At 67.0% G+C, this 2,954-nt stretch carries 5 protein-coding genes; all 5 read left to right on the top strand.

Going from position 1 to position 2,954, the window contains the following annotated elements; translation table 11 throughout:
* Window positions 1–376, top strand: a 376-nt coding sequence (locus AB1609_19820) for a hypothetical protein (protein ID MEW6048692.1), incomplete at its 5' end; no start/stop codon positions are given.
* 74 nt (window positions 377–450) lie between these two features.
* Window positions 451–648, top strand: a complete 198-nt coding sequence (locus AB1609_19815) for a hypothetical protein (protein ID MEW6048691.1) — start codon at window positions 451–453, stop codon at window positions 646–648.
* Between the two features lie 114 nt (window positions 649–762).
* On the top strand, window positions 763–1,668 hold the full coding sequence (locus tag AB1609_19810) for a hypothetical protein (protein MEW6048690.1): 906 nt from the start codon (window positions 763–765) through the stop codon (window positions 1,666–1,668).
* Window positions 1,669–1,698: 30 nt separating this feature from the next.
* A complete protein-coding gene (locus AB1609_19805; GenBank protein MEW6048689.1) occupies window positions 1,699–2,418 on the top strand; it encodes an ATP-grasp domain-containing protein in 720 nt (239 codons plus the stop codon).
* Between the two features lie 126 nt (window positions 2,419–2,544).
* On the top strand, window positions 2,545–2,954 hold a 410-nt coding region (locus AB1609_19800; protein ID MEW6048688.1), incomplete at its 3' end, for a hypothetical protein.

Below are 2,954 nucleotides of genomic sequence, written 5' to 3'. Positions count from 1 at the left end.
GGATGCCCGGCGGATGTGCGAGATTCTGCGCGCTGAGTACGGCGTGGAGCCGGAACCGGCACCGGGAGGGGCTTGGCGGGTCGCGCTGCCGGGCAGGACCGCCGAGGAAGCGGCGGAGGAAATTCGCCGCATAGGCCGGGAACATGGCCTGCTCGGCATGGCCGCCCCCTGGACCGGGTCGGCCCAGGACCTCGCCTACGAGGTCTCCTCAGGCCGCGACCAGGGCGGGCAGATGTGCTTCCCGGACGGCCGCCCCGGAGCGGGCGTGTGCTTCCAGAGTGGCCTGGGGGACGGCGTGTACGAGATTTGGGCTTACTATGCCGAACTCCCGGGCTGGGGCGAGCGGATCGCGAAGGTCGAGGTTCGCCTCTTGTAGGGGACGGGGCGTGGATGGCCGGACCCGAACAGCGTGCGGCTGGGCCGGGAGACCGAGGGAGGGAAGACAACAAGATGCCGCGGGACGTCAGATTCGCGGTGTTGAGCGCCCATCTTCCCGAGGCGCTGGAGCTGGCGCTCAACACTCACATCCAGGATGAAGAAGCGCAGGGCCGCGAACTGGTGCACGTCCGGTTCGCGGGCCGCGTCGGGGAGCTGGTCGCGCTTGTCGTGACCGGCAAGGGCGAGGACCACAGGTGCGGCAGGTGTTAGTGGGCGGCCTTCGCCGCCCGGGTTTGGGCGCAGGTGGCGGTACGGCGTGGCCGTCTCGCCGGAAACGCGCGGATTGCCCTGCACGTGGTGCGGGGCACGGGGGAGGTGTCGAGCTTGGAGGAGGCCGTTGTCTTTCCCGACGCGTGCTCGGCCCGGGCCGCGTTTGCACTCGGGGCGGTGAAGTACCGGTGCCTGGTGTGCAACCGCGTGCACACCTCGGGTTCTGGCGAGGCGGAGAGGTGCCGGCTGAACCTTTCGGTGCAACCGGGTTGGGGACAGACGCGACCCGCGGGCCCCTACCCGCCCACGCTGCATTTCACGCCGGCGTTTCTGTTTGCCGCAGCGGTCTGGGATGCGTGGTGGCCCGGGCCGCCCTTGGACAACTTCGGGGTGCCCGAATGGGTTCTGGCCCTGGATGCCTTCGCCCCAAACCTTGAGGCGGCGTTCGAGGAGGCGGTGCACGGGGAGCGGGAGAGGCAGAAGCGTTGCCGGGTCATGGCCTGGGAGAACCACCGGGTGTTTTGCGGGTGGATGGGAGCGCTGCGGAGGTGCCGCCCTCCCGCGCGCATTGCGCGGCTGGAACTGATAACGCCGTACCCGAAGCGGTCGGGTTACTACGTGACGCCGGCAGTGCTTCCCCCGGGGTGGGGAGAGTCATGCATGAAAGTGTCCGCCGAAAGGCTTTGGTACAACATTTGGACGTGGGTACCCGGGAACTCGCTGTTACGCTGGGGGGCAAGCACGCCGCTCGTCCTCGCATCATACTCCAAATACGAGTTCGCCGCGGTGTTCGAGGTGCCAGTCGGCTGGTCAGGGGGATACCTTGTCTGCTGGGAGCGGTACGGCGAAGCTCCGGTGGCCCGGCTGGTGCACGATGCCTCCACTCCCGAGGACGCCTTGAACCGGTTGGGGGAACGACAAGGCATTCCGGCGGAGCGTAGCCCGGTGCAGGCGAAGCCTCCCGGGGAGTGGGGCCAAATCCCCAGCAGACCGCGATCCGGGGCAGCCGCGCGACCGTAGGACGGAAGATCTGAAGGGAGGGATCGATGGTTGGAAACTTCGAGCCTGCTTGTGTGGTGGCCGCGGGTCAGGGAAGTGACGGTTCCCAAACCGAAAACGGTCGTGGTATGGGCCGGGTGGCACACGCTGGCGGGCCTCCTGGACGGGAAGCCGCTTCCTGAAGAGGTACGGGTGTTGGTGGAAGCGGCAGCCGCACATCTGGGTTACCCGTTGTTTCTCCGAACTGACCTCGCCTCGTGCAAGCACGAGTGGAGCCGTACCTGCTACGTCGAGAGCCCGGAGAACCTCTGGCGCAACCTGTACCGACTGATCGACGGAAACGGCGTATACGACCTCGCCTGCGAGGCCATCGTGCTGCGGCAGCACATCCCCCTGCAGCACTCCTTCCGCGCCTTCTGGGGTATGCCGGTGGCGCGGGAGCGGCGCTACTTCGTGCGGGACGGCGAGGTGGTCTGCCACCACCCCTACTGGCCGGAAGAGTCCATCCGGTTCTTCCGCAGCGAGGAGCCGCCCCAGTGGCGCAATGCGCTCCGGGCGCTGAACGAAGAACCGCCGGATGAGGTGGAACTGCTTTCCGGGTACGCCCGCGAGCTGGCGCGGGTCCTCCTCGGGGCCTGGAGTCTGGACTTTGCCCTGGGGGAAGACGGACGCTGGTACTTCATCGACGCCGCCGAGGCGTCCCGGTCGTGGCACCCGCCGTGTCCCGCGTGCGCCCGGCTGACCGACGAGTCTTCCCGCCCGATGTCGTAGCGGGTCCTCTCTTGGCCCACAGTGTCACGGGTGCACTGGGGGCACGGCGCAGCAGTGTGCCTTTGCCCATTTGCACAGGACCGGCCCGCAAGCAGGCTGACGGCCCGACAGGGAGGAGGCGGGAAGATGGGCTGGACGTTTGTTGAGAAGACTCCGGGTCAAAGTATCCGCGAGTTCTTTGCTGAGGAAAAGAATGGCGAGTACCCTGATGGTTCTGTGGGTCGTGTGCTCGATTGCGCCGTGGTAAACATGAGGGAGGCTTACATTGCCTACGAGCGGGTCTGGCCGGACGGCCGCCGCGAGGTGAGGGCGATTGTGTGCCTGCTGTCCTTCCGGCCGCGGGATGAGTTTAACTTCGGGTACAAGGACATGGGCGAGGAGATGGGGCCCTTCTATTACAACTGCCCCGAACGCATCCTGAAGATGCTCACGCCAACGGACAACAAGAGCGCTCTTGAGTGGCGGCAGAAGTGCTGGGAGAACCTGCGCGCCCGCCAGGCGCGGCCGAAGCTGCGGAAGGGCATGGTGATCCGGTT

This window comes from Bacillota bacterium, assembly GCA_040754675.1.
GTDB lineage: Bacteria > Bacillota > Limnochordia > Limnochordales > Geochordaceae > Geochorda.
The sequence above is the reverse complement of the archived record's forward strand: the minus strand, read 5'-3'. Positions and strand labels throughout refer to the sequence as shown.